The sequence below is a fragment of the Citrobacter sp. wls710 genome (assembly GCF_005281115.1).
In the GTDB taxonomy this organism is placed as follows: Bacteria; Pseudomonadota; Gammaproteobacteria; order Enterobacterales; family Enterobacteriaceae; genus Citrobacter; species Citrobacter werkmanii.
In genome coordinates this window covers 12897-37813 of sequence record NZ_SZXD01000039.1, presented here as the reverse complement: position 1 = coordinate 37813, position 24917 = coordinate 12897, and the positions used below count along the sequence as shown (strand labels likewise).

20 protein-coding genes are annotated in these 24917 nt (G+C 51.6%); 7 read left to right on the top strand and 13 right to left on the bottom strand.

The features are described from left to right. Positions 1-25: 25 nt before the first annotated feature. Positions 26-1786: a DNA repair helicase RadD gene (radD, locus tag FDX14_RS18470; RefSeq protein ID WP_042307971.1), complete on the bottom strand. Its 1761-nt coding sequence runs from the start codon at positions 1784-1786 to the stop codon at positions 26-28. Between the two features lie 151 nt (positions 1787-1937). Between radD and rsuA the strand changes: the two genes are divergently transcribed. The 3 genes from rsuA to FDX14_RS18450 all read left to right on the top strand — a co-directional run bounded on the left by rsuA (position 1938) and on the right by FDX14_RS18450 (position 4530). After that, positions 1938-2645 carry a 16S rRNA pseudouridine(516) synthase RsuA gene (gene rsuA / locus FDX14_RS18465; RefSeq protein ID WP_061382086.1) on the top strand — a complete coding sequence of 236 codons (708 nt, stop codon included), beginning with the start codon at positions 1938-1940 and terminating at the stop codon, positions 2643-2645. Positions 2646-2660: 15 nt separating this feature from the next. Continuing rightward, positions 2661-3851, top strand: a complete 1191-nt coding sequence (locus FDX14_RS18460) for a Bcr/CflA family multidrug efflux MFS transporter (RefSeq protein WP_042307254.1) — start codon at positions 2661-2663, stop codon at positions 3849-3851. 334 nt (positions 3852-4185) lie between these two features. Then, positions 4186-4530, top strand: a complete 345-nt coding sequence (locus FDX14_RS18450; protein ID WP_029139605.1) for a YejG family protein — start codon at positions 4186-4188, stop codon at positions 4528-4530. A 3-nt stretch (positions 4531-4533) separates the two neighbouring features. Here the strand turns inward: FDX14_RS18450 and yejF are convergent, their stop codons facing one another. The 9 genes from yejF to FDX14_RS18405 form a co-directional block, all read right to left on the bottom strand. Further along, positions 4534-6123 carry a microcin C ABC transporter ATP-binding protein YejF gene (gene yejF, locus FDX14_RS18445; protein ID WP_137350026.1) on the bottom strand — a complete coding sequence of 530 codons (1590 nt, stop codon included), beginning with the start codon at positions 6121-6123 and terminating at the stop codon, positions 4534-4536. 1 nt (position 6124) lies between these two features. Continuing rightward, positions 6125-7150, bottom strand: coding sequence for an ABC transporter permease (locus FDX14_RS18440; protein ID WP_137350025.1), 1026 nt, complete (start codon positions 7148-7150; stop codon positions 6125-6127). Beyond that, a complete protein-coding gene (locus FDX14_RS18435; protein WP_040230596.1) occupies positions 7150-8244 on the bottom strand; it encodes a microcin C ABC transporter permease YejB in 1095 nt (364 codons plus the stop codon). Before FDX14_RS18435 ends, FDX14_RS18440 begins: the two co-directional genes overlap by 1 nt. After that, the gene (locus FDX14_RS18430; RefSeq protein ID WP_121529292.1) at positions 8245-10059 is read right to left on the bottom strand and encodes an extracellular solute-binding protein; all 1815 of its coding nucleotides are present in this window, start codon (positions 10057-10059) and stop codon (positions 8245-8247) included. It lies immediately after the preceding gene. 100 nt (positions 10060-10159) lie between these two features. Beyond that, positions 10160-11719: a cyclic di-GMP phosphodiesterase gene (locus FDX14_RS18425; protein ID WP_137350024.1), complete on the bottom strand. Its 1560-nt coding sequence runs from the start codon at positions 11717-11719 to the stop codon at positions 10160-10162. A 171-nt stretch (positions 11720-11890) separates the two neighbouring features. After that, positions 11891-12460, bottom strand: a complete 570-nt coding sequence (gene mepS, locus FDX14_RS18420; RefSeq protein WP_003027474.1) for a bifunctional murein DD-endopeptidase/murein LD-carboxypeptidase — start codon at positions 12458-12460, stop codon at positions 11891-11893. 413 nt (positions 12461-12873) lie between these two features. Further along, positions 12874-13587 carry a phosphatase PAP2 family protein gene (locus FDX14_RS18415; RefSeq protein ID WP_079223388.1) on the bottom strand — a complete coding sequence of 238 codons (714 nt, stop codon included), beginning with the start codon at positions 13585-13587 and terminating at the stop codon, positions 12874-12876. Positions 13588-13621: 34 nt separating this feature from the next. Further along, positions 13622-14608 (bottom strand): CobW family GTP-binding protein, encoded by a 987-nt coding sequence (locus FDX14_RS18410; RefSeq protein ID WP_079223391.1) that lies wholly within the window; start codon positions 14606-14608, stop codon positions 13622-13624. A 119-nt stretch (positions 14609-14727) separates the two neighbouring features. After that, the gene (locus FDX14_RS18405) at positions 14728-16194 is read right to left on the bottom strand and encodes a mannitol dehydrogenase family protein (protein ID WP_137350023.1); all 1467 of its coding nucleotides are present in this window, start codon (positions 16192-16194) and stop codon (positions 14728-14730) included. Positions 16195-16396: 202 nt separating this feature from the next. On the opposite strand from FDX14_RS18405, the gene uxuA reads away from it, so the two are divergent. Beyond that, the gene (gene uxuA / locus FDX14_RS18400; RefSeq protein ID WP_079223395.1) at positions 16397-17587 is read left to right on the top strand and encodes a mannonate dehydratase; all 1191 of its coding nucleotides are present in this window, start codon (positions 16397-16399) and stop codon (positions 17585-17587) included. A gap of 45 nt (positions 17588-17632) precedes the next feature. Here the strand turns inward: uxuA and pdxR are convergent, their stop codons facing one another. Continuing rightward, positions 17633-19105: a MocR-like pyridoxine biosynthesis transcription factor PdxR gene (gene pdxR / locus FDX14_RS18395; protein ID WP_137350022.1), complete on the bottom strand. Its 1473-nt coding sequence runs from the start codon at positions 19103-19105 to the stop codon at positions 17633-17635. Between the two features lie 165 nt (positions 19106-19270). Here pdxR and torC point away from each other — a divergent pair, with 165 nt between their 5' ends. From torC to torD, 3 genes are read left to right on the top strand one after another with little or no spacing between them, the layout of a single operon-like run. Beyond that, a complete protein-coding gene (gene torC, locus FDX14_RS18390) occupies positions 19271-20404 on the top strand; it encodes a pentaheme c-type cytochrome TorC (protein ID WP_137350021.1) in 1134 nt (377 codons plus the stop codon). A 9-nt stretch (positions 20405-20413) separates the two neighbouring features. Then, a complete protein-coding gene (gene torA, locus FDX14_RS18385; RefSeq protein ID WP_137350020.1) occupies positions 20414-22912 on the top strand; it encodes a trimethylamine-N-oxide reductase TorA in 2499 nt (832 codons plus the stop codon). Next, the gene (torD, locus tag FDX14_RS18380) at positions 22902-23534 is read left to right on the top strand and encodes a molecular chaperone TorD (protein ID WP_042307276.1); all 633 of its coding nucleotides are present in this window, start codon (positions 22902-22904) and stop codon (positions 23532-23534) included. The genes torA and torD overlap by 11 nt, the downstream gene beginning before the upstream one ends. Before the next feature lie 409 nt (positions 23535-23943). On the opposite strand, the gene FDX14_RS25225 is transcribed toward torD, so the two are convergent. Together FDX14_RS25225 and yeiP are read right to left on the bottom strand one after the other, a co-directional pair. Continuing rightward, entirely contained in the window at positions 23944-24129 is a 186-nt protein-coding gene (locus tag FDX14_RS25225; RefSeq protein WP_170973601.1) for a hypothetical protein, read from the bottom strand. A gap of 130 nt (positions 24130-24259) precedes the next feature. After that, positions 24260-24832: an elongation factor P-like protein YeiP gene (yeiP, locus tag FDX14_RS18370; protein ID WP_038642029.1), complete on the bottom strand. Its 573-nt coding sequence runs from the start codon at positions 24830-24832 to the stop codon at positions 24260-24262. Positions 24833-24917: the final 85 nt, after the last annotated feature.

Here is a 24917-nt window from a genome sequence, read left to right as displayed (position 1 = left end):
GCTGGTACATCAATCAAAAGTACAATTAACCGCGTAATTCATGTGCCCGGCGAAAGCGACCTTCATAATCGAAGACCTTTTCACGCACCTGCCAGTACTGACCTTTCATACGCGCAACCACGAAATCAGGATGGCGCAATAGCGCCTGCTGGGCGAGGATATCGGTGGCGGTTATCCAGCGTAAGGGAATACCGGGAGTTCGGGTGTGTGGGCGAATAAACAGTTGTTCGAATGCTGTACGCTGCGCAGGAGTGTGTAGACGAAAACGTTCGCTGACGTCGGCCCCGTCTTCATCGTAATAGGTGATTTTTAGCCATTCGCCTTTCTCATCCTGGCCATTTTGTAACACCATCCCGCTACAGCGCAGGACCAGCGCATCTTTTAGCCTCAACGCCGCTTTTAGCATGTCATCCGGATCGACCAGCACCGTATCGCATTCACGACAGCGGCGGGCAGCAATGTCATTTTCCGCGTTGCACTGCGGGCAATTTTTAAAACGGAAACGAAAGTCGCACTGTTCGCGATGGCCGTCATCATCTTCAAACCATCCCTGGCAGCGGCGACCAAAATGTTCAATCAGCGTACCGTCAGCCGTTGTTTTGCCCCAAAAGGTGTTGGCAAATCCGCAGGCAGGACAGAACACCTGCACCGGCACGTTGTCGCTTTTTCCCTTCGGCGCGCCCACTTCCGGGGCGTACAGATCGTGGGGATTGCCCGCGTAATCGAGGATCAGACAGTCGGTTTTACCTGGGGCCAGGCGCAGTCCTCGACCAACAATTTGTTGGTACAGGCTGACTGATTCAGTCGGGCGTAGAATAGCGATAAGGTCGACGTGCGGGGCATCGAAGCCGGTAGTCAGGACCGACACATTCACCAGAAAGCGAAAACGCTGGGCTTTGAACTCTTCAATCAGCACGTCACGCTCCGCGCCTGGCGTATCTCCGGTGATAAGCGCGGCATCGTCAGCAGGCAGCAGGCCCAGAATTTCTTTGGCGTGTTCAACGGTGGCGGCGAAAATCATCACCCCTTTGCGCGACTGGGCAAACTCGACAATCTGGCTGATGATATGCGGCGTGATTCGCTGCTGCTTCTTTAATTCCCGATTAAGGTCCGCCTCGCTGAACAGGCCGTTACTCTGCGCCTGCAGACGGCTGAAGTCATACTGCACGACCGGCATGTCGAGGCGTTCCGGCGGCGTCAGATAGCCGTGTTTAATCATGTAACGCAGCGGTAATTCATAAATGCAGTCGCGAAACAGCGCTTTTTCATCGCCGCGCACCATTCCGTGATAATGAAAGTGGTAAATCCAGCCTTTACCCAGACGAAAAGGCGTGGCGGTAAGCCCGAGCAGGCGTAAGTGGGGATTGACGTTGGTCAGGTGAGTGAGGATTTGCTGATACTGACTCTCTTCATCATCACTGATGCGGTGGCATTCATCGACGATAAGCAGGGAAAACTCTCCCTGAAAGGCGTCCAGATTGCGCGCCACCGACTGTACGCTGCCGAATACCACTTTCCCGTGGCTCTCTTTACGCTTCAGCCCGGCGGCAAAAATATCTGCCTCCAGCCCCAACGCGCAATATTTGGCGTGGTTTTGCGCGACCAGCTCTTTGACGTGTGCCAGTACCAGCACGCGACCACGCGCCACGCGGGCCAGTTCCGCTATCACCAGGCTTTTGCCTGCGCCAGTTGGCAGGACGATAACTGCCGGTGTGCGGTGGTGGCGAAAATGGTTGAGCGTGGCGTCCACGGCTTCTTTTTGGTACGGACGAAGAGTAAAAATCATGGGCTCACTAAGGTAAACAGTAACAATGAATAGTATGCCATGAATCATTTCCCTTGAGGGATGGTGTAACACCGCTATACTGGGCGGATAACAGTCCCACTTTTCGGGCGCAAACCCGATTCTCGTATTTTTACAGGCAAAAATCACACTCATGCGACTTGATAAATTTATCGCTCAGCAACTCGGCGTCAGCCGCGCTATTGCCGGGCGTGAGATCCGTGCTAACCGCGTTACCGTCGACGGTGAAATCGTCAGAAATAGCGCCTTTAAGCTGCTGCCAGAACATGACGTCGAATATGACGGCAATTCCCTGATTCAACAAAATGGCCCGCGCTATTTTATGCTGAATAAGCCTCAGGGCTATGTTTGTTCAACGGATGACCCGGATCACCCGACGGTTCTTTATTTCCTTGATGAACCCGTCGCCCACAAATTACATGCGGCAGGGCGTCTGGATATCGACACCACCGGACTGGTGCTGATGACCGATGACGGTCAGTGGTCGCATCGCATCACTTCACCACGTCACCATTGTGAGAAAACCTATCTGGTGACACTGGAATCGCCGGTGGCGGATGATACCGCCGAGCAGTTTGCCCGTGGTGTACAACTGCATAACGAAAAAGACCTGACAAAGCCGGCCGTGCTGGAGGTCATTACGCCAACTCAGGTGCGATTGACCATCAGCGAAGGACGCTATCATCAGGTGAAACGCATGTTTGCCGCCGTGGGGAACCACGTTGTAGAACTGCACCGTGAACGGATCGGCGCCATTAAGCTCGATGATGATCTTGAGCCAGGTGAATACCGTCCATTAACTGAAGAAGAAATTGCCAGCGTTAACTTAACCCCGCGTTAATCTCAGGAGCTAAATGTGACCACCCGGCAGAACTCGTCAATTGCCATTGTCTTTATCCTTGGCTTGTTAGCCATGCTGATGCCGTTGTCGATTGATATGTATCTTCCGGCGCTGCCTGTTATCTCTGAGCAGTTTGGGGTGCCTGCCGGTAGCGCGCAGATGACCCTCAGTACCTATATTTTAGGTTTTGCGGTGGGGCAGTTGCTGTATGGTCCAATGGCAGACAGCATTGGGCGTAAACCGGTAATACTGGGCGGAACGCTGGTGTTTGCGGCGGCGGCAGTTGCCTGTGCGCTGGCGCAAACTATCGATCAACTGATCATAATGCGTTTCTTCCATGGTCTGGCGGCTGCGGCAGCGAGCGTGGTTATCAACGCCCTGATGCGCGACATCTATCCGAAGGAAGAGTTCTCGCGCATGATGTCATTCGTCATGTTGGTCACCACAATAGCGCCATTGCTGGCGCCCATTGTGGGCGGCTGGGTGCTGGTATGGCTGAGCTGGCACTATATCTTTTGGATCCTCGCTGTGGCGGCTATTCTGGCTTCAGTGATGATCTTTACGCTGATCAAAGAAACGTTGCCCGTAGAGCGTCGCCAGCCATTTCGCTTGCGCACGACTCTGGGCAACTTTGCCTCGCTGTTTCGTCATAAGCGCGTACTGAGCTATATGCTGGCCAGCGGGTTCAGCTTTGCCGGCATGTTTTCTTTCCTTAGCGCCGGGCCTTTTGTCTACATCGAGATTAACCATGTTTCACCGCAGCATTTCGGTTACTACTTCGCGCTGAATATTGTTTTCCTGTTCGTGATGACCATTATCAACAGCCGCTTTGTCCGTCGGGTAGGGGCATTGAATATGTTCCGTGCAGGGCTGTGGATCCAGTTTGTGATGGCGGGCTGGATGGTTTTCAGTGCGCTGTTCGGGGTAGGTTTTTGGGCGCTGGTGGTGGGCGTGGCGGCATTTGTCGGCTGCGTGTCGATGGTGTCATCTAACGCGATGGCGGTCATCCTGGATGAATTCCCGCATATGGCGGGAACGGCATCATCTTTGGCGGGGACGTTCCGCTTTGGCATTGGCGCTATTGTTGGGGCACTGTTGTCACTGGCGACCTTTAACTCGGCCTGGCCGATGATTTGGTCGATAGCGTTTTGCGCCACCAGCTCTATTCTCTTCTATCTCTACGCCAGTCGCGCTAAAAAACGGTGATCTAATACACAACATGGAGGTCATAAGGCCTCCAGAGTTGATGTATATCAACCGCAAATCTATCAATTCTCCTGCTTATGTTTATTTTATGTAAAATCAATTTATGTAAAAAGTCACATCATTGTAGTTAAAAAGGTTGAGTTAGATCGCAGAAACGAGTACATATAGCCCGGAAATTTGCCAGAACCATTGAATAAATTTAAATACCTGGTTCGGAAAGTAGCATATGGACATGGGTGTAAACGTTTACCAACTGTTTAAAGACGTTTTGTCAATGATGTGTTAATATTGATGTAAAATAATTGTGAAGTGATTGTGCTTCCAGGGAAAGAAAGTGATGACATTACAACTCTCAATCGTTCATCGTCTGCCGCAGTGCTATCGTTGGTCGGTGGGTTTCGCAGGTTCGAAAGTTGAACCGATTCCGCAGAACGGCCAGAGCAATGAGAACAGCCTGGTGGCGCTCAAATTGCTCAGCCCGGATGGTGATAGCGCGTGGTCAGTTATGCATAAACTCAGCCAGGCCCTCAGTGATATTGAGGTTCCTTGTTCCGTGCTGGAATGCGAAGGGGAGCCGTGCCTGTTTGTGAATCGTCAGGATGAGTTTGCTGCGACCTGCAGACTGAAAAATTTCGGCGTAGCAATTGCAGAACCTTTTTCAAATAACAATCCGTTTTGAGCGTCAGCTTAGCGCGAGCAGCTGACGCGTATAGGCCTGTTGTGGCGCGTTGAATACGTGCTCGCATTGCCCCTGTTCTACAACTTCTCCCTGCCTTAGCACAATAACCTGATGGCATAACGCGCGTACGACATGCAAATCATGGCTGATAAAAATATAGGCCAGACGATGCTTTTCCTGTAAGGACTTTAACAACATCAGGATTTGCGCCTGTACGGTCCTGTCGAGTGAGGATGTCGGCTCATCCAGAATGATCAGCGAAGGTTTTAGAATCAACGCCCGGGCAATGGCTATGCGTTGACGTTGACCACCGGAAAACTCTGCGGGATAACGATGCCGCGTTTCGCTATCCAGCCCCACTTCTGTCATTACCGCTTTCACCTGCGCTTCACGTTGTTCGGCAGTAAGTGTCGGTTGATGAACGCGTAGTCCCTCCTCAATAATTTGTAGCACGCTTAAGCGTGGGTTTAGCGAGGAGTTAGGATCCTGAAATACCACCTGAATGCGGTGACGTACGGGTAACAGTTGGCGACGATTTAAGGTATGCAACGCCTGGCCATCGAACACAATACTCCCCTGCGATGTGATTAGCCTCAGTAGCGCCAGTCCGGTGGTGCTTTTTCCGGAACCTGACTCACCGACCAGCCCCAGCGTTTCACCGGGCCGCAGGGAAAAACTGACGTCGTTAACCACGACGTTATGGTCTACTACGCGCTTCAGAATGCCTTTGCGGATAGGGAAGGCGACGCGGAGTTTTTCCACTTCCAGCAAGGGAGCTTGCCCTATAGGTAAGGGGACCGGGTCACCGGAAGGTTCGCTGTTTAACAATTTCTGCGTGTACGGATGCGAGGGCGCAGAGAGCAGCTGTGCGGCACGATTTTGCTCTACGCACAGACCGTTTTGCATGACCGCCACGGTATCGGCCAGCTTTTTCACAATGCTGAGGTTATGGGTGATGAACAGTAATCCCATATTCAGCTCTCGCTGTAACTCCCGTAACAATTGCAGGATCTGTGCCTGGACGGAGACATCCAGCGCGGTGGTGGGTTCATCGGCAATCAGCAGTTCTGGCCGCGTTAACAGCGCCATGGCGATCATTACACGTTGGCGCTCACCGCCAGACAACTGGTGCGGGTAATCTGCGAGACGTTTGGCCGCCTGACGGATCCCGACGCGGTCCAGACAGGTCAGAATCTCTGCTCGGGCGGCCTCGCGACGCATTCCCCGATGCAGCGACAGCACCTCGTAAAGCTGTTTTTCCAGGTTGTGAAGCGGGTTTAGTGACACCATCGGCTCCTGGAAAATCATGGCGATTTTGTTCCCTCGTACGCTGCGAAGCGTCTGCTCGTTGGCGTGAAGCAATGATTCACCATGGAAACGAATATCACCGGCAAGATAAACCGCGGGAGGGGACGGTAATAAGCGCAGAATAGAAAGCGCGGTCACACTTTTCCCTGAGCCAGATTCGCCCACCAGCGCCAGCGTTTGCCCGGCATCAACCCGCAATGAGAGAGTGTTGACCACGGTGCGCACGGTCTCTTGTTGGCGAAAACCTACCGATAAATTCTCAATAGCTAACAGAGGTTGTGTCATTTTAAATCGCCTTATTGGGATCAAACGCGTCGCGTACCGCTTCACCAATAAAGATCAGTAGCGATAAAAGCAGGGCAACGGAGATGAACGCAGTGATCCCAAGCCACGGCGCCTGCAGGTTATTTTTACCTTGTAACAGGAGTTCTCCCAACGATGGCGAGCCAAGCGGTAAGCCGAATCCGAGAAAATCCAGCGAGGTCAGGGTAGTGATCGAGGCGCATAATATAAACGGTAAAAAAGTCAGGGCGGCGACCATCGCGTTGGGTAGCATATGACGCAGAATAATACTGCGATCGCTGACGCCGAGCGCCTGCGCGGCACGAATGTAATCAAAGTTTCGGGTACGTAAAAATTCCGCACGTACCACGCCAACCAGACTCATCCAGCCAAACAGCACGGTAATGCCCAGCAGCCACCAGAAGTTGGGCTGAACCACGCTCGACAGCAGAATGATTAGAAACAGCGTCGGCATACCAGACCAAACCTCAATAAATCGCTGTCCCCACAGGTCCACCTTGCCGCCATAATAGCCCTGAATAGCACCTGCCATGATGCCCATCACGCTGGAGCACAGGGTTAGCATTAATCCAAACAGGACAGAAATACGTGTGCCGTAGAGGATCCGCGCCAGCACGTCACCGCCATTGGCGTCAGTGCCCAGCCAGTTTTGTGCCGAAGGCGGGGAAGGGAAGGGCTTATCGGTGGCAAAGTTAATGCTGGTGGCCCCAAAGCGGATTGGTGCCCACAGGATCCAGCCCTGGTTTTCCAGGCGTTGCTGTAGCCAGGGATCCTGATAATCAGCTTTGGTCGCCAGCGGTCCGCCGAAGTCGCTTTCACTGTAGTTTTTGAACAGAGGGAAATACCAACTGCTGTCATAGCGCACCAGCAGCGGCTTATCGTTGGCAATCAGTTCGGAACACAGGCTAAGGCCAAACAACACCAGAAAAATCCACAGCGACCAGTAGCCGCGGCGGTTATGGCGAAAACGCGCCCAGCGGGCTTGATTGACGGGGCTTAATCGCGACATTAGCGTCCCTCAAAATCAATACGGGGATCGACCAGCGTATAGCTGATATCACTGAGAATATTCAGCAGCAGTCCGATCAGGGTGAAGATATAGAGCGTGCCAAACATCACCGGGTAGTCGCGTGATACGGTGGATTCATACCCCAGTAACCCCAGTCCGTTAAGCGAGAACATGACTTCAATCAGCAGCGAGCCGGTAAAAAACATGCTGATAAACGTTGCCGGGAAACCTGCTATCACCAGTAACATCGCGTTGCGAAACACATGTTTCCATAGAATGTTTTTCTCGCTTACTCCTTTGGCGCGCGCGGTGACGACATACTGTTTGCGGACTTCATCCAGAAATGAGTTTTTGGTCAACATGGTCAGCGCGGCAAACCCGCCAACCACCGTCGCCAGCACCGGCAGGGTAATATGCCAGAGATAGTCGGTGATCTTTTGATACCAGGGGAGAGCGTCAAAATTAGCGGAAACCAGCCCGCGTAGCGGGAACAGATCGTAATAGCTTCCCCCGGCAAAAAAGACGATCAGCAAAATCGCAAACAGAAAGGCCGGGATGGCATAGCCAATAATAATGAATGCACTGCTCCACACATCAAATCGACTGCCATTGTGAACCGCTTTGCGGATACCTAGCGGTATCGACACCAGATAGATGATGAGTGTGCTCCACAGCCCCAGCGTGACGGAAACGGGCAGGCTGTCTTTTATAAGCGTCAGCACCGAAGCGCTACGGAACAGGCTGTCGCCGAAATCGAAACGAATGTAGTCCCAGAGCATTTTGAAGTAACGCTCATGAATAGGCTTATCGAACCCGTAGCGGCGGGTGATTTCTGCAATCACTTCCGGGTCAAGACCGCGGCCTCCGCGATAATTGCTGTCGCTGATGTTACCCACGCCGGTTTGCGCGTGGCTGGCGCGAACGCCTTCGCTGCCCGCGCCGGGTAAGGCTCCACTTTGCCCGAACTCAATAGCGGCGACGGCCTGCTCAACGGGACCGCCTGGGGCAATTTGCACGATAAAAAAGTTAATGGTGATGATGGCCCAGAGCGTCGGGATCACCAGTAGCAGACGTCGAATCAGATAAGCGCCCATTTACTCTCCCTGCCGTCTGGCTGCGGGTAGCTTCGCAGCTTTGTTGACGTCATACCACCAGTTATCGAGGCCGATGGTGTAAATTGGGCGAATAGCAGGATGTGAAAATTTATCCCACCAGGCGATACGATCCTCGGCCATGTACCACATTGGCAACATGTAGTAGTTCCAGGTTAATACCCTGTCCAGCGCCCGTCCCAGCGGGATCAGTTTGGCTTTATCACCTTGCGCCGCGATGATTTGATTGATCAATTTATCAATCACCGGGCTTTGCACGCCGGGCGCATTGTAGCTGGAGTCAATGTATTCAGAGGCCCACAGAATTTGCAGGTCTGAACTCGGCCACGGCATCGCGCGATACAACCTCGGCATCATGTCATAGTCGCGACTGCGCAGACGGTTCGTGATTTGCGAATTATCAACCTGGCGGATGTTCATGGTGATGCCTAAGCGCTGCAGGTTGTGCTGGAACGGCAGTACCCACTGGCTGTTACTGCCCGCCGGGAGCAACAGTTCGAAGCTCAGAGGTTTACCGCTGGCGCTGTTCACGCGCTGCTGTCCCTTTAGTATCCAGCCAGCCTGTTCCAGTAAGGTATTGGCTTTCAATAAGTTGTCCCGATCGTAACCATCACCTGTTGATTTCGGCGGCTGATAAATTTGGCTGAAGACCTCAGGGGGGAGATCTTTTTTCAATGGCGCGAGGATCACCAGTTCATCCGCATCGGGGTAATTTTTTGCGGCATACTCGGTATTCTGAAAATAGCTGTTTGTCCGGCTCCAGGCGTTATAGAACAGGGCTTTATTCATCCATTCAAAGTCAAAGGCCAACGTGATGGCTTCACGTACGCGTCGATCGCTGAATACCGGACGCTGAATATTAAAGGCCAGCCAACGCGTATCCTGTGCGGATTCGTTTTTCTGCTCATCTTTGATGATGTAATGATTTGCGAAATTTTTGCCGGTATAACGTGTCGCCCAGTTTTTGGCATCGTTCTCCAGACGCAGATCAAACGCACCGGCTTTAAACGCTTCAAAGGCGACGTTGTCATCAAGATAGTAATCGTAGCGGATGGTATCAAAGTTCCAGCGTCCGCGGTTAACGGGCAGGTTCGCGGCCCAATAATCTTTGACACGCGAATAGACAATATACTGGCCCATTTTCCACTGGGTGATACGGTACGGGCCACTGGCAAGCGGTGGGGAAGATAAGGGATCGCTGAGTTTATGATCCTTCCAGTATTTCTCAGGCATCACGGGTAATGAAAACAGGCTGAGCATATCCTCTTTGCCCGGTTTGGCTAATTCAATACGTACGGTTAACGGTGCAATGGCTTTTACCGTTGTGCCTTTGTAGACGAGGCGAAACTGCGGCACGCCTTCAGTCATAAATTTGTGAAAGGTAAAGGCGACATCGCTGGCGGTAATGGGGGATCCATCATGAAAACGCGCCCGCGGATTAATAGCGATTTCTACCCAGGAATAGTCGTCAGCATAGCGCGCGCTGTCGGCAATGAGCGGGTAATAGCTGCCAGGCTCGTCGTCAGAGGTGGTAAATAGCGTATCGTATAGCGTTTCTGTACGCGCGCCGGGGTTGCCACGCATTGCATAGCGGTTGAAGTTATCGAACGTACCAATCGCGGAGAGGGTGATTTGCCCGCCTTTGGGAGCGGCTGGGTTAACGTAATCAAAGTGGTTAAAGTTAAACGCGTACTTCGGTTCGCCCAGTACGGCAAACGCATAGCTTTCTTTGATGGATTGCGCCTGAACGCTAAACCCGATGAGGGCGATAAACAGCAGCAGTAGGCGAGGGATCATATAAAAGCGCTTTCCTTTTCCTGTCACAACCCGACGGGCATCATGCCTGAGAGATAAGGGGTGTGGCGGCGAGTAAGAGTATATGAATCGCAAACTGCGATCACCACGTTGGCTTATTGGGCTGCGCCATCCAACGCACGAAATCAGCAAGCTTTAACGGTCGGCTAACCCAGTATCCCTGGAAAAAATGTACTCCACGATCGCGCAGCCAACGAGCTTGCTCAGGTGTTTCTACCCCTTCAGCAACCGTCAGCATATTAAGACGCTTAGAGAGTGTCAACACGGCGTCCAGAACCGGAGAGGTCAGGGTTTCTGTGCCGATGGCGTTAATAAACCCGCGATCGATTTTCAGGTAGTCAACGGTGAAGCGTTCCAGATAGATAAGCGCGCTATGACCGGTGCCGAAATCATCAATAGCAATTTCAAAGCCAACAGAGTGTAGCCATTCAAATAGCTGTGTCGCCTCGTGTTGATTGAGCATATCGCGTTCAGTGATTTCCAGCACTAACTGAAAATGGTTCGCGGGAAGCGAGGCGCGCAGCCGTCGAATGTCATCTTTAAAACTCTCGCCGTGCAGGTGCGTTGGTGCGATGTTAATCCCCAGTTTGGCGCCGGCAGGAAACACTTTTTGCAGCGTCGGGGCGTCCTGCGCTATCAACTTAAAGAGATGTTGGGTCAGCGGGACAATCATTTTCTGCGATTCTGCGTAATGAATGAAGGCATCCGGGGGGATCTCACCCGTTGATGGATGATGCCAACGTAATAACACCTCAACACCTTTTACCTCCAGCGTTTGCATCTCTACGACGGGCTGGTACACCACATAAAATTGATTATGTTTGATGGCGTGGAGGATATCTTTACCAGGGCGTAACCGGATAGTGAAGATGTAATACCAGAGGAGAACCCCGGTGATAATCCCGGCCATACATCCCAACATAATCGCGTACCAGATGTCGTTGTACGTCCACTCTTGCGCATACAAACGAATCTTCAGCGGCACCTCTTTAAGCGTCGCCTGGCGCCATGGCGTGTTAGGTAGCGCAGAGACGTCCATAATTCGGGATGAAAATGTTGAAATAGCCGTGTCGCCAGCAATAACGGCAATACCATTAAAATTATCTTCGCGGGCGGTATAAAGCAGATAGGGGGCCAGGTTGATATTCAGTGAAGAAAATACGCCGCTGTTATGGAGTGAGTGATTGCGGTGCCAAATCATTATCGCGGGTTTATCCGGCATCATGGGCGTACCGGAAAGTATTTCCACATCAACATCTTTGTTGATATTCAGCTTGGGGATCAGCGACAAAATGGGGGCGTTCATTGCGCCTGTTGCGGAGGAGCAAAAAGCAATACCGTCTTTTACCAACAAAAAAGCACGAACGTTGAGGTTAAAAGCCGCACTGGAGGTAAGTTTTGCAGCGACTTGCTGGCAGTTCTTTTCCAGCAGGGGTTGAAGCGCATCGGTGGTGGTTTTGAGATCTGCAAAGTAACTACTGACATAATTCTGGATATCGGCAAGCAGCGTTTCGTACTTAACCTCTCGTTTATGCCAGGTGACCAAAAATTGCAGGGTACTCACAAGGATTGCGACGATAAGCCCCGTTATCATACAGGAAAGCAGGATTTTCCGACCGGATGAAGAGGAGCGTCTGAACATAGATCCTTATTTTACCTGATTTAACCGCTTATTCTGTATGAATATAACCTGAAATGACTCACCATGTGAGATTTTTCTTAGTCTCAAGGCAACACAAAAAAAAAGCACCGCCGTAGCAGTGCTTTTCAATATGTCTCATCAGGATAGCCAAGGGATAGCTGCCAAACGAAATTAACTGCGGCTCAGAACCCGGCGCGCTTCGTTGTAACGTTTTTTCCAGTAAGGCTCGTTCATGCTGGAAATGATAACGCCACTGCTGGTCGAGGCATGAACAAACTGGTTGTTGCCGATATAGATACCGACGTGACGGCCTGTGGAGCCAGCGCGGAACAGAACCAGATCGCCTGTGCGCAGATTAGTACGCGAAACGGATTTACCTGTTTCCTGTTGTTCGTAGGTTGAGCGCGGAAGCTCTAAACCAAACTGCTCACGGAACGTACGCTGTACGAAGCTGGAGCAATCAATACCTTTTTTGGTGCTGCCGCCAAGGCGGTAACGCACGCCTTTCCAGTCAGCATACTGATCCATAATACGTGATTTAACATCGATATTACGGACCATATTTTCAAATTCATCCTGAGAGGCTTGCAGTGAAGAGTTATCTCCATTGCCCACAGCATGCGTCTCAGAATGCATATTCCTGGCGGTGTTCGTGGTACTACATGCGGAAAGCAGAACCGCAACTGCTATCGCGGGTATGCCCCGCAAGATATATCTCAAAATCGGTTGAGATTTGACCATTTTGTTTGTTTTCCCTTGAAGTCCTTAACGATAAATATCGTTATAAAAAATGCCAAACGTGACGAGACTAATTACCATCGCACGATGAGACAATTCCTTAAGGTCAAATCTGTGGCAGAACGCACAAATTTATTCAGAAAGGGAATAATTGTCCCGCGAGGCAAAACGAGTTCGAGGTTACCCGATCGCCCCAGTCATTGCGAGAGATTTTATGTGATTTCTTATAAGAAAAATTGATACAGAAAGTGAATAAACGGCATTGGCTAAATTAAGAACAATTAGCGCAAAAAATACGCAAGTCATTCATTCTAAACATGAATAAGATGACAGGAGAATGACAATCAGAATGATGGAATATTGGTCGGCATCATCAGGGAATCAGAAGTATCCCTGATGATGTTAATTATTTTGCGTTATTTGTTTGAAAATTGTTTGTTTTTGCCGGGCAGATAATTCACAAACAGCGTGACCAGACGATCGCTTAATGGCGTCATTAGCCACCAGGGCAAACCAATCAGCACAACCGTCATGGAGCCGACCACGATATCGGTGAGCCAGTGAGCGCCGATCATTACACGCGGAAAGGCAAAAACCACAGCGATAATAAGGCCGATTATACCTGCAACTTTTCCGAAATAACGCAGCATAAATGCGGAAAAAATAAGCAGCATCATGCCGTGATCGCCAGGAAAACTGTCTCTGGAGGCATCTTTGGTTGGAATATGCAGCAGTTCGCTGACGCGATGAATATTATCCAGCATCAGCGTAGGACTGGCGCGTTTAACCGGAATAAGCGCCTGGCCCAACTGATTTAATACCACTGCGGTGAGCAGCATCACCAGACCTATAGCCACAATACGCCGACGACCTTCCGTCGTATCCTTCAGCCAAAAGTGCAGCATCAGTGCGCCCATCGCCAACAACGAGCAGCCATCAAATGCCCGGTTATTAGTGATCGCAACAATCCACAGGAACAGCGGGCTTTCAACCAGCTTCTGGTTGAAGAAACGGAAAACGCCCGTATCCAGTGAGGACCAGAACCCGTGCCCGGCGGGAATATACCAGGACAGAAACAGCGCTATACCTGCAATATTGAGCAGTATAATAAGAGGGTATCGGGTTTTCATCGTCGTTTACCATTGCTATAAAACGAAGGCAACCTTACGCGCTACCGTCTAAACGAAGTCTCAACAATGCGCTCTGTAACGTATTCCAGTCGGTGTCAGTATCGGAGATGAGTTCAATACGGCTATCCGGCGGAGCGACGTTTTGCGTCTCAATATGCCAGTCCTCTCCCTGACGGTTAATGCGCACCAGACCCTCTTTTATACGCATGACTCCTTTTACACGCCCTACAGGGGCAAGGCGCGACCATTCCAGCAGGCCGATGGTATCGAACACCGTATCGGCGTCAAAAATCCAGCCGCAGGCCTGATGACCCTGACCGCTGTTCAGGCTGCGACGCCAGCGCTGTTGTGCGGGCAAGCTTAACGCCGCCAGCCCTTTTTTGTCAGCATGACTATGGGCGTGCTCAGCGCTTGCGGGAAGCTGCGCCAGGTTTAGTCGGGGCAAATCCAGTAATTGGCCAGCAATATTTCCATGGTCGGCATGAACCAGCTGGCGATTGCCGCCGTAGTGCTGCCACCAGGTTTGCAGGGCGTTTTCGCTTTCCGATGTGGCGCGGTCGGCTTTGTTGGCGACGATGATATCGGCGGCAGCCAGCTGATCGCGGAAATTGTCATTGGCGACGCTTTTTTCATCCAGTAGCTGGCGAGGATCAAGAATACAAAGGGTCGCGCGCAAATCAATCCACGGTTCGTAAACCGGCGCGGTGAGTAAATCCAGAATCTGTTTGGGATGTCCGAGGCCGGTAGGTTCAATGAGCAGTCGGTCGGGTTTTCCCTGACGCAACAACGTATTGAGGCCAACCTGCATTGGCAGGCCGTTAACACAGCACATACAGCCGCCGGGGATCTCTTTCAGCAATGCGCCGCTGTCGGCTAACAGGGCGCCATCAATACCTACTTCGCCAAACTCATTGACCAGTACGGCCCACTTCTCTGCGGGATCTTTGTTTGCCAATAAATGAAGAATAGAGGTGGTTTTGCCACTGCCGAGAAAACCGGTGATGAGATTGGTTTTAGTCACATTTACTCCAGAATCATAAATTGCCGTAATGGCATTTAACAATCCTGGCGAAAAACGGGGAAAAAGAGAAGGGGTGAGAGGACGAAGACGCGCTTCGTCCTGATTAATGGCAGAAATCGTTAACTTTTTAACGTCTCAATGACAGCCTGATGCGCACCATATTGGGCAATACGTTGCCAGGCGAGCCGAATAGCCGCAACAAACTGCGGATTCTGTACGAGATCGGTGGCGAAAATCTCATGCAGAGAAAGCAGGGCGCTGACGCGTTCTGAGTCTGTACTCTGCTCCACAAGCGCGCTGATTTTCTCGCTCAATGGATCGCGAATATCAATGGCCGCACCTGAATCATCCACTCCGCTCACGTAACGCATCCAGCCTGCGACGCCAAGCGCCAGCAGCGGCCACTCGCTGCGCCGTGCTAAATGTACGCGGATCCCTTCCAGCATACGCTGGGGTAATTTTTGGCTACCATCCATTGCGATTTGCCAGGTTTTATGCTTCAGCGCCGGGTTGGCAAAGCGCTCCAGCAGGTTAGCGGCATACTGGTCTAAATCAACATCGGTGATTTGCAGCGTAGGTGCCTGTTCATTGAGCATCAGGCGGTAGGCGGCTTCACGAAATGCGCTGTCCTGCATGCAGTCGCTGATGTGCTGAAACCCGGCCAGATAGCCGAGATACGCGAGAAACGAATGACTACCGTTCAGCATCCGCAGTTTCATTTGTTCCCACGGCAGAACGTTTTCAACCATTTGTACGCCGGCGGTTTCCCACTGCGGACGACCACACACAAAATTGTCTTCAATCACCCACTGGATAAAGGGCTCACAGCTGATTGCGCAGGGATCGGCCACTCCCAGCTCGCGGGCGATTTCAGCCAGTGACTCTTCGGTAGCGGCAGGAACAATCCTGTCCACCATGGTACCCGGGAAGCTGACATGTTCCTGGATCCAGTGTGCCAGCTCAAGTGAGCGTTTCTCCGCCATTCCCAGTACGGCGTTTTTTACCACATGGCCATTGTCCGGGATATTATCGCAGGAGAGGACGGTAAAAGGCTGCAGCCCGCGTTCACGTCGGCGGTGCAGCGCTTCAACAATAATACCGGGTGCGGAGTGTGGTTCAGCCGGAGTCTGTAGATCATGAACAATGCGTGGATGAGAAAGATCCAGCGAGCCTGTTGCCGGATCGATGCAGTAGCCTTTTTCCGTAATGGTTAACGAGACAATCGCCACCTGAGGTTCACAGAATTTTTCGATAATGGCCGCCAGTGAATCCAGCGTGGCGTTCAGGCATTCTTTGACGGAGCCAATAACAATCGGTTGGTTACCATTCGCCCCTTTTTCTAACACGGTAAATAAATGATCCTGCTCGCGAAGCTGACTCATTAGCCTATCGCCGCTGAATAGACTTATTTCGCAAATTCCCCAGTCCCCACCCTGTGCATTCAGTACCCGGTCGGTCAGTAATGCCTGATGGGCGCGGTGAAAAGCACCGAAACCAAAATGCACAATCTGCGTTTTTAATTGTTGGCGATCATACTGCGGCATCATGACATTTTTCGCGAGCGGCGCTGAGGCAATAGTTTTCATTTAATACACCTGATTAACCATTAATTAACAATGGCAGTATAAAGTTATATGACAGCAAATTGAATTGGTGTGCCTCATTTATCCGGGGAATGTGAGCTGGATCAACCAATCATCGCGGATTCGTTGATCCTCGCCCAGATGCCTGTATGGTAGTCGTCATTAAGTGAGTTTAATTTGGTATAACAACTTGTGAGGTGAAACAATGGAACAAACCTGGCGTTGGTACGGACCTAACGATCCAGTATCGCTTGATGATGTGCGTCAGGCTGGCGCAACGGGTGTTGTGACCGCCTTGCACCACATTGCCAACGGTGAAGTCTGGCCGGTAGAAGAGATTAAAAAGCGGCAGGCTATTCTGGCTGAAAAAGGGCTGACCTGGTCAGTGGTGGAAAGTATCCCCGTCCACGAAGATATCAAAACGCACTCTGGTCAGTATCAAACGTGGATTGCTAACTATCAGCAGAGTATCCGTAATCTGGCGACCTGCGGCATCGATACCGTGTGCTATAACTTCATGCCGATCCTCGACTGGACGCGTACTGACCTCGAATATCAGTTGCCGGACGGCTCCAAAGCGCTGCGTTTTGACCAGATCGCTTTTGCTGCCTTTGAGCTGCATATCCTCAAACGTTCTGGGGCCAAAGCAGATTACACCCCGGAAGAACAACGCCAGGCGCTGGACTATTTCAATGCCATGAGCGAAGCCGATATTGAAAAACTGACGCGCAATATTATTGCAGGTCTGCCCGGTGCCGAAGAGGGATATACCCTGGATCAGTTCCGTGCGCGCCTTGCTGAATATGACGGCATCAGTAAAGACGATTTGCGCAATAATATGGCGGTATTCCTGCGGGCGATAGTGCCAGTGGCAGAAGAAGTCGGCGTCCGTCTTGCCGTGCACCCGGACGATCCGCCGCGTCCGATCCTCGGCCTGCCGCGCATCGTTTCGACCATTGAAGATATGCAGTGGCTGAAAGACACCGTCGACAGCATCAATAACGGTTTCACCATGTGCACCGGCTCCTACGGCGTACGCGCCGATAACGATCTGGTGAAAATGATTGAAACTTTTGGCGATCGTATTCACTTCACGCATCTGCGTTCAACTTGCCGTGAAGATAACCCGAAAACCTTCCACGAAGGTGCGCATTTGCAGGGTGATGTGGATATGGTATCGGTGGTGGCGGCGATTCTGAGCGAAGAGCAGCGTCGTAAACAGGCGGGCGATCTACGTCCAATCCCGATGCGCCCCGATCACGGGCACCAGATGCTTGATGATTTGCATAAGAAAACCAACCCGGGCTACTCTGCGATTGGTCGTCTGAAAGGCCTGGCGGAAGTCCGTGGCGTTGAGCTGGCGCTGAAACAAACGCAGTTTCGCGATCTGCTGTAAGGCGAACAACAGGGATTGAGCGGCAGGCTCGATCCCTGTAATCCATCAAGGCTGCGATAGCGCATGTTCCAGTACTGCCAGGACTCTTTTTATCTGCTGTATCTGCAATCCACCAAAACCAAAAAACATGACTCCATCGCTGTTCTCCTTACGCCATGCGGATTCTGATCCATTCTCTATATCTGGCAGGGTATCAAAACGAATCCCGGCCAGCAGGCAGCGTTGTTGCAGCCTGGCGATAGTTTCGGGGGACCAGGCAATGCGTAAAGAGAGGTGCAGACCTGCCGTTGCACCAGCGATTTTCCCTTCCGGAAACAACGCGGACAGGCCGTCGCGTAATAGCGTAAGACGTGCCGCATAATTGCAGGCCAGCTTGCTGATATGCGTATAAAACACCTGATTTTGCATTAATTCGGCCAAAAATTGCTGCAACAACCACTGGCTCCCGTTGTTGTTGAGCGCTTTCATATTCTGTACGGCCGGAAGCAGTTCGTCAGGGCAAATCAGATAGCCAAGACGTCCTCCTGGTCCCAGTGTTTTGGAAAATGTCCCCATATAGATAACCCGGTTGTGATAATCCATGGCTTTCAGCGCGGGAAGGGGATTTTCTCCATAGGTAAAAACGGCATCGTAATCGTCTTCAATAATGTAAGCGCCGACGCGCTGCGCCCATGTTAATAATGCCTGACGCCGCTCCTGTGACAGGACGCTACCCAGCGGATACTGATGCGCTGGAGTAACATAACAAAGCTGGGTGGCATATTCCGGTAAATTATCTGTTTGCAGTCCGTGGTTATCGACGGCAATTGGCGTAATGTCTGCGCCGTAATAATTAAACAGATGCCAGGCACCCGAATAACAAGGGGACTCGGTTACAATATGGCACTTTTCTTGCTGACTGAAAGTATGATGGTTAATAAAGAGTTGAGTGAGCAGTGATAGTCCTTCCTGAATCCCGTTAGTAATAATGATGTTCTCTGCTCGAGTATTAATACCGCGAGATAAATTAAGATATCTGACCAATTGTTCACGCAGTGAAAATAATCCATTTGGTGAATGATATCGGGTAAATAATTGTTCCTTGAGGATGCTGGGGGCGTTATTCCATTTGCGCCAGCTTGACCAGGGAAAAGCATTGGGATCGGGAACGCTCATTTGACAATAGCACTCTCGTCCAGGCTCTACATAAACATCGGTGGGGATCCCAGCCGCTTTAGGTTTCATCGGCGGGGAACCCTGCGCGACGGGCACGATTGCTGGCGTTGTGCGTACAGGTGTGGTGAAGATGACCTCGTAGCCGATACCTTGTCGACTCTTAATTAATCCCGCGGCCATGAGCTTATCATAGGCCATCACGACCGTTATTTTGGCAACGTTTAATACCTGCGCCTGCTCGCGAATAGAGGGAAGTTTATCTCCACAAAGCAAATCACCGTGCTGAATGGCCTGGAAATAAAATTGAAATATCTGCAATTGCAGCGGGGTACGGCTTTCTCGATCGAGAGTCAGTGTTAGCATGAGAAATTCCTTATGTATATATACGCACTATATTACGAGCTTCTCTTCTTTCCGCTTTGATGCACCTCATAGAGTAGATGCTGTTCCTATAAGCTGCTTTTGCTGTCTCTATTTTTGATTTTTATGATCGCTTAGCGTGTCGCTATTAAAAAAATGGAGGCAAGCATGTCGTGGATAAAAAAGAACGCACTGTGGTGCGCATTCGTCGGGGCAGTAGCAATGGCCCTGACAATTTGGGGAACGTGGCAAGGCGTTCATTACACCAGTACCACCGAATTTTGTTTATCGTGTCACTCGATGCGTACACCAGGAGAGGAATATAAAACCAGCGTGCATTTTCGCAATGCTTCTGGCGTACGTGCTGAGTGTAAGGATTGTCATATTCCGCCAGGGATCGTCCCGACGCTGGTTCGTAAAACGGAAGCCTTAAACGACCTCTACCACACCTTTATCTCTCCTTCGATTGATACCCCGGAAAAATTTGCCGCAAAACGAGCAGAATTGGCCCAGCGAGAGTGGGCGCGAATGAGCGCTAACAATTCGGCGGCATGTAAATCTTGCCACAGCTATGAGGCGATGGATCACGGCAAACAATCTGCGAATGCGGCGGCGCAAATGACCTCGGCGGCGGCAAAAGACAGCAACTGTATTGATTGCCATAAAGGTATTGCCCATCACAAACCCGATATGAGCAGCGGTTTCCGCGATCGCTATAAGCAGTTGCAGCAGCAGGGAGCGTCTTTATCGAATGCGAGCACGCTGTTCTCGTTAAGCGAAAAAGCACTGACGGCAACGGCCGGAAGCCCCGCAGGTAAAGCGCTGTTATTTCCTGCCACCGAGGTCAAAGTGCTGCAAAAAGAGGGCAGCAACGTGCAGCTTGAACTGACGGGCTGGCGTGAAAGCAAAGGACGCGGGCGGGTGATAACCCAGTATATGGGTAAGCGTGTGTTCTCGGCCGTGCTGGATGACTCTCTGATGGCTAACGTCAAAGTGCTGCAAACTCAGGTCGATCCTGACTCACATCAGCAATGGCAGCAGGTGAGCGTGACCGCCTGGACCTCTGCCCAGGGGCTTATCAGCGATATTGCACCGATCTGGGAATATTCGGATCAAATGCTGCAATCCACCTGTAGTGCCTGTCATAGCACTCCTCCTACGACCCGATATACCGCCAACGGCTGGATCGCCGGATTGAAAGCGATGTCCACCTATTACCGACTTAATCCGGTGGAAGAACGTACGTTGTTGAAATACCTCCAGACCCATGCCAGCGATGTGTCTGAATCTAACAAAAATTAAGGAAAATGTATGGATATTCATGATTTTAACCCGTCTCGCCGCCGTTTTCTGAGCGGTATGTTGGCGGTGGGCGCAGCCAGTGCTCTGGCACCGAATCCGCTGATCTCAAAAGTATGGGCGGCGGGAGAAAACCCCGAAAAGTGGATTCAATCCGGTTCGCATTATGGCGCTTTTGAAGCCAAAGTGGTCAACGGCGAGTGGCTGGAAACCCGGCCTTTCAAACATGACAAATACCCTTGCGATATGCTGAACGCGGTGCGTGAAGTGGTCTATAACCCGTCGCGGGTGCGTTATCCAATGGTTCGTCTGGACTGGTTACGCAAGCGTGAGAAATCGGATCGCAGCCAGCGCGGAGATAATCGTTTTGTGCGGGTAAGCTGGGATCAGGCGCTGGATCTGTTTTACGAAGAGCTGGAACGGGTCCAAAAAACCTACGGCTCATCGGGGGTATTTACCGGGCTGGCCGACTGGCAAATGGTGGGAAAATACCATAAAGCGGGCGGGGCGATGGACAGAGGACTTGGCCTGCATGGTAGCTATGTGACGACCGTCGGCGACTACTCTGCGGCCGCTGCGCAGGTTATCTTGCCGCATGTGATTGGTTCGCTGGAAGTTTATGAGCAGCAAACGTCGCTGCCCCTGGTTATCCAGAACAGTAACACCATCGTGCTGTGGGGTTGCGATCCGATCAAGAACCTGCAGATCGAGTTCCTGGTCCCCGATCACGATGCGTTTGGCTATTGGCAACAAATTAAAGAGGCGGTTGCGCAGGGTAAAATGCGTGTTATCAGCGTCGATCCAGTGCGTAGCAAATCGCAAAACTATCTTGGCTGCGAACAACTGACGCTTCGGCCTCAAACCGATGTCGCGCTAATGTTGGCACTCGCTCATACGCTGTATGAAGAAAAACTGTATGACACGGCGTTTATCAACGATTACACCGTCGGTTTTGAGCAGTTTTTACCGTATCTGCTTGGGGAGAGTGATAAGCAGCCGAAAAATGCCGAATGGGCAGCGGAAATCTGTGGCCTGACGGCGGAGCAGATCCGTGATTTCGCCCGCCTGCTGGTCAAAGGCCGGACCCAATTTATGGGCGGTTGGTGCGTACAACGCATGCATCATGGCGAACAGTATCCCTGGATGCTGGTGGTGCTGGCCAGTATGGTTGGGCAAATTGGCTTGCCGGGCGGGGGCGTAGGGTTTGGCTGGCATTACAACGGCGGTGGTACGGTGACATCCGCCGGACCTGTACTCTCCGGGCTGGGAGGGATCGCGAATCCTCCACCGGCGAAGTATAAAGCGGATTTTCGCGGCGCATCGGAGCATATCCCCACCTCACGCATCGTTGACTGTCTGCTTGAGCCGGGCAAAAAGGTTGCCTTTAACGGCGAAACGTTAACCTGGCCTGATATCAAAATGGCGATCTACAGCGCGGCGAATCCATTCCATGCGCAGCAGGATCGTAATCGCATGATCGAGGCGTGGAAGAAGCTGGAAACCGTGGTGGTATTGGATCATCAATGGACCGCGTCGTGTCGATTTGCCGATATCGTCCTGCCCGTGACTACCCGTTTTGAACGCAACGATATTGAACAGTTTGGTACGCATTCGAATAAAGGGCTGATGGCGCTGCATCAGATCGTTAAACCGCAATATGAAGCCCGGCATGATTTTGACGTTTTTGCCGGATTATGTAAGCGCTTTGACAAAGAAGCGGTGTACCGCGAGAACCGTGACGAAATGCAGTGGATACAAGCGCTCTATGACGAAGGCGTGAAGATGGGTGCGTCGCTCGGCGTCTCTTTACCAGACTTTGCGACATTCTGGCAGGGTGAAGGATATATTGAATATCCGGCCGGACTGCCGTGGGTGCGTCACGGTGAGTTTCGCGACCAGCCAGACCTCAATCCTCTGGGAACGCCTTCAGGTCTGATTGAAATCTACAGTAAAACCATTGCTGGCTTTGCCTACGAGGACTGTCCGGGTCATCCGGTATGGATGGAACCGTTTGAACGTAATCATTCCGCTAAAAAAAATAAATACCCGCTGCATCTGCAATCCTGCCATCCGGATAAACGTCTGCACTCTCAGCTGTGCTCAAGCGAGGCGTTTCGCAACACCTATGCGGTTGCCGGAAGAGAACCACTTTATATCAGCGCGCAGGATGCCGCCGCCCGTGGCCTGAAAGCAGGTGATATTGCACGCGTCTTCAACGACCGCGGTCAGGTGCTGGCTGGGGTGGTGATTAGCCCTGATTTCACTCCAGGCGTAATCCGCATTCATGAAGGGGCGTGGTATTCCCCGCAGGAAGGTGGAAAAGCCGGGACGTTATGCACCTATGGCGACCCGAATGTCCTGAGCGCCGATATTGGTACTTCACAGCTGGCACAAGGCCCTTCAGCGCATACCGTGCTGGTGGAGGTCGAACGTTATCAGCAGAAAGCCCCACAGGTAACGGCATTCGGTGGCCCGGAGACAGTAAAAGAGGAGGGGGGAAGTGCAGCATAACCAAATACATCAGCAGCGGGCGGACATGTACCAGTGGTTCTCGCAATTGCTATTCCGTGAGCTGGACGAAAAGCAACTTGCCAGCCTTGAAAACGGCGATAATCGGGCGTGGATTATTTCACTGGCGGTGATTCCTGGATTGTCTGGCAAGGTTAAGCATTTTGAGCGTAGTCTGACCCGGGTTTTGCGTCGTGATTCCCGACAGCTGGAACTCGCCGCGGATTTTGCCTCGCTGTTTCTGCTGGCACCGCCTGGCGGAGTTTCTCCCTATGCCGGGCACTATCCGCATACGACCGCGTCAGCAGAACGTCAGCAAATGAATGTGCTGCTGATCGAACACGGTCTGGCCGCGCGGGAAAATGAGCCATCCGATCATATCGCCATTCAACTGGCATTGATGGCGAAGATGGTTGCTAAAGAGGAGGCGGTATCTGCACAGTATTACTTTTTGCATCACCATATGATGTGCTGGGCGCCATTGCTACGCGATGCCTGCCTGGCGCGAGATGAACAGGGGTTTTACCCGCAGGCAGTCAACCTGATAGTGAGTTTTATGCGCGAGGATGAACAGTATCTGGAATCGCTGTTAATGGATGATTTTTATCTCAGCAGCCAGCGCTGAAAATGAAAAGGGACAGCTGGTGCTGTAATGCCAGCCAGTCAGCGCCTCAGTTTCAGAAAGTATCAACCTGTACTGGCGGAGGTAAAGAACATGCTATCTCGGAGAAAGCGTTCCGTTCACCTCATGTTCATCGTTTCTCTGAAGCACCGATACCCGTGAACGTGTAAAGGGCGCTCTCCGCCACGCCCTTTACAATCCCGGCTCCCGGCGGGAAAATTGCCACTTCGTGGTTCCCTCCGCTTTTTCCTTCAGGCTACCGGGCCGGGCGCGAGGTAGCGTCCTTGCAAAGCGCGCCCTGAGCCAGCATCCATGCTGGCTCTCCCTGCCTTACGGAAACACGTCGGCAATTTTCAGCCGGACCAGCCCACACCTGACCATTTGCGTTTTTTGTTTAAACAGCAAAACAGATTTAACTGGAAGTCAGAGCGTTGAAGCGATGACTCCGGTCCGGCTGAAAATCGATGAGGCGTTGACGGCTGACGACCCGACAGGCAGGCGGAATAAGATGAATAGCTCGCGTAGCGACGATTTTCCCGCCGGGAGCCTGGGTTGCAAGGGAGGCGGCGGTGAGCCTTCCTTGCACGTTCACGGGCATCAGCGCTTCAGAGAAATGACACCATTGAGGTGAACGGAACCCTGAGCAAGAATCACATGTTCACCATACATGCTTTACTGATCAGCCTTACAGCCTGCGCTGTCCCTTTTCGTCAATGAGGAGCAGAAAATTAGTCTGCCCGGCCCATATAGCGACGTTCTTCGATATGAATACGGATTTTTTCGCCCGCACTCAGATACTCAGGAACCAGGATCACCAGACCGGTAGTCAGGGTCGCAGGTTTGTTACGCGCACTTGCTGATGCCCCTTTAATGCCCGGCGCTGTTTCAACAATCTCCAGGTCTACCGTTTGCGGCAGTTCCAGCGCCAGCAGTTGGCCGTCCCAGGTCAGAACCTGCATGTCCGGCATTCCGCCTTCCGGCATGAACAACAGTTCTTCTTCAATCTGGTCTTTGGTGAAGGTATACGGGGTATAGTCTTCTTTATCCATAAAGACATATTCATTGCCATCGACGTAGGAAAAATCAACGCCACGACGGCTCAGGGTGACAGTATCAACGATATCATCGCCCTTGAAACGCTCTTCAACTTTCAGGCCGGTACGGACATCAGAAAAACGCATTTTGTACAGCGTGGCGGCACCACGTGCGGTTGGCGATTGAATATCAATATCTTTTACAATCAGCAGCTTGCCGTTGTAATTCAGTACCATACCTTTTTTAATTTCGTTCGCTCTTGGCATCGAAAAAATCCTGTAGTGAGGAGTGTCTAAAATATCGCGTAAAACTACTCGCGCCGGGGCATTCAGGCAAGTGGAATTGATGCTT

What these genes read in the sequence shown, in the direction of transcription:
- FDX14_RS18415 (WP_079223388.1), bottom strand. Translation starts at nt 13,587, where the DNA reads ATGAAAACCCGATACCCTCTTATTATACTGCTCAATATTGCAGGTATA.
- mepS (WP_003027474.1), bottom strand. Translation starts at nt 12,460, where the DNA reads ATGGTCAAATCTCAACCGATTTTGAGATATATCTTGCGGGGCATACCC.
- uxuA (WP_079223395.1), top strand. Translation starts at nt 16,397, where the DNA reads ATGGAACAAACCTGGCGTTGGTACGGACCTAACGATCCAGTATCGCTT.
- torA (WP_137350020.1), top strand. Translation starts at nt 20,414, where the DNA reads ATGGATATTCATGATTTTAACCCGTCTCGCCGCCGTTTTCTGAGCGGT.
- rsuA (WP_061382086.1), top strand. Translation starts at nt 1,938, where the DNA reads ATGCGACTTGATAAATTTATCGCTCAGCAACTCGGCGTCAGCCGCGCT.
- FDX14_RS18425 (WP_137350024.1), bottom strand. Translation starts at nt 11,719, where the DNA reads ATGTTCAGACGCTCCTCTTCATCCGGTCGGAAAATCCTGCTTTCCTGT.
- pdxR (WP_137350022.1), bottom strand. Translation starts at nt 19,105, where the DNA reads ATGCTAACACTGACTCTCGATCGAGAAAGCCGTACCCCGCTGCAATTG.
- FDX14_RS18440 (WP_137350025.1), bottom strand. Translation starts at nt 7,150, where the DNA reads ATGTCGCGATTAAGCCCCGTCAATCAAGCCCGCTGGGCGCGTTTTCGC.
- FDX14_RS18405 (WP_137350023.1), bottom strand. Translation starts at nt 16,194, where the DNA reads ATGAAAACTATTGCCTCAGCGCCGCTCGCGAAAAATGTCATGATGCCG.
- radD (WP_042307971.1), bottom strand. Translation starts at nt 1,786, where the DNA reads ATGATTTTTACTCTTCGTCCGTACCAAAAAGAAGCCGTGGACGCCACG.
- yejF (WP_137350026.1), bottom strand. Translation starts at nt 6,123, where the DNA reads ATGACACAACCTCTGTTAGCTATTGAGAATTTATCGGTAGGTTTTCGC.
- yeiP (WP_038642029.1), bottom strand. Translation starts at nt 24,832, where the DNA reads ATGCCAAGAGCGAACGAAATTAAAAAAGGTATGGTACTGAATTACAAC.
- FDX14_RS18430 (WP_121529292.1), bottom strand. Translation starts at nt 10,059, where the DNA reads ATGATCCCTCGCCTACTGCTGCTGTTTATCGCCCTCATCGGGTTTAGC.
- torC (WP_137350021.1), top strand. Translation starts at nt 19,271, where the DNA reads ATGTCGTGGATAAAAAAGAACGCACTGTGGTGCGCATTCGTCGGGGCA.
- FDX14_RS18435 (WP_040230596.1), bottom strand. Translation starts at nt 8,244, where the DNA reads ATGGGCGCTTATCTGATTCGACGTCTGCTACTGGTGATCCCGACGCTC.
- FDX14_RS25225 (WP_170973601.1), bottom strand. Translation starts at nt 24,129, where the DNA reads ATGCCCGTGAACGTGCAAGGAAGGCTCACCGCCGCCTCCCTTGCAACC.